Source organism: Pseudomonas sp. SIMBA_068 (genome assembly GCF_046534705.1).
GTDB classification, from domain to species: Bacteria; Pseudomonadota; Gammaproteobacteria; order Pseudomonadales; family Pseudomonadaceae; genus Aquipseudomonas; species Aquipseudomonas putida.
Map to the genome: position 1 here is coordinate 1 of NZ_JAWRYI010000346.1, position 280 is coordinate 280.

The 280-nt window shown below is 56.4% G+C and carries 1 pseudogene; it reads left to right on the plus strand.

Features of this window, described 5'->3' with window-relative positions:
• Positions 1 to 244: pseudogene (locus SB756_RS29480) on the plus strand (hypothetical protein); the annotation flags it as partial.
• Positions 245 to 280 lie beyond the last annotated feature (36 nt).

Below are 280 nucleotides of genomic sequence, written 5' to 3' on the forward strand. Positions count from 1 at the left end.
TTACCTGAATGGCGATAACGTACGTCTGTATTGTTTCGGTCGTGACGGCGCGCAGCTGGCGGCGCTACGCCCGGAAGTGGCAGAACAAACCGAAACTATGGAACAGGCGATGCGCTTGCTGGCTCCGCGTGTTCAGCCGGGCGATATGGTTCTGCTCTCCCCAGCCTGTGCCAGCCTTGATCAGTTCAAGAACTTTGAACAACGAGGCAATGAGTTTGCCCGTCTGGCGAAGGAGTTAGGTTGATGCGTTTATCTCTCCCTCGCCTGAAAATGCCGCGCC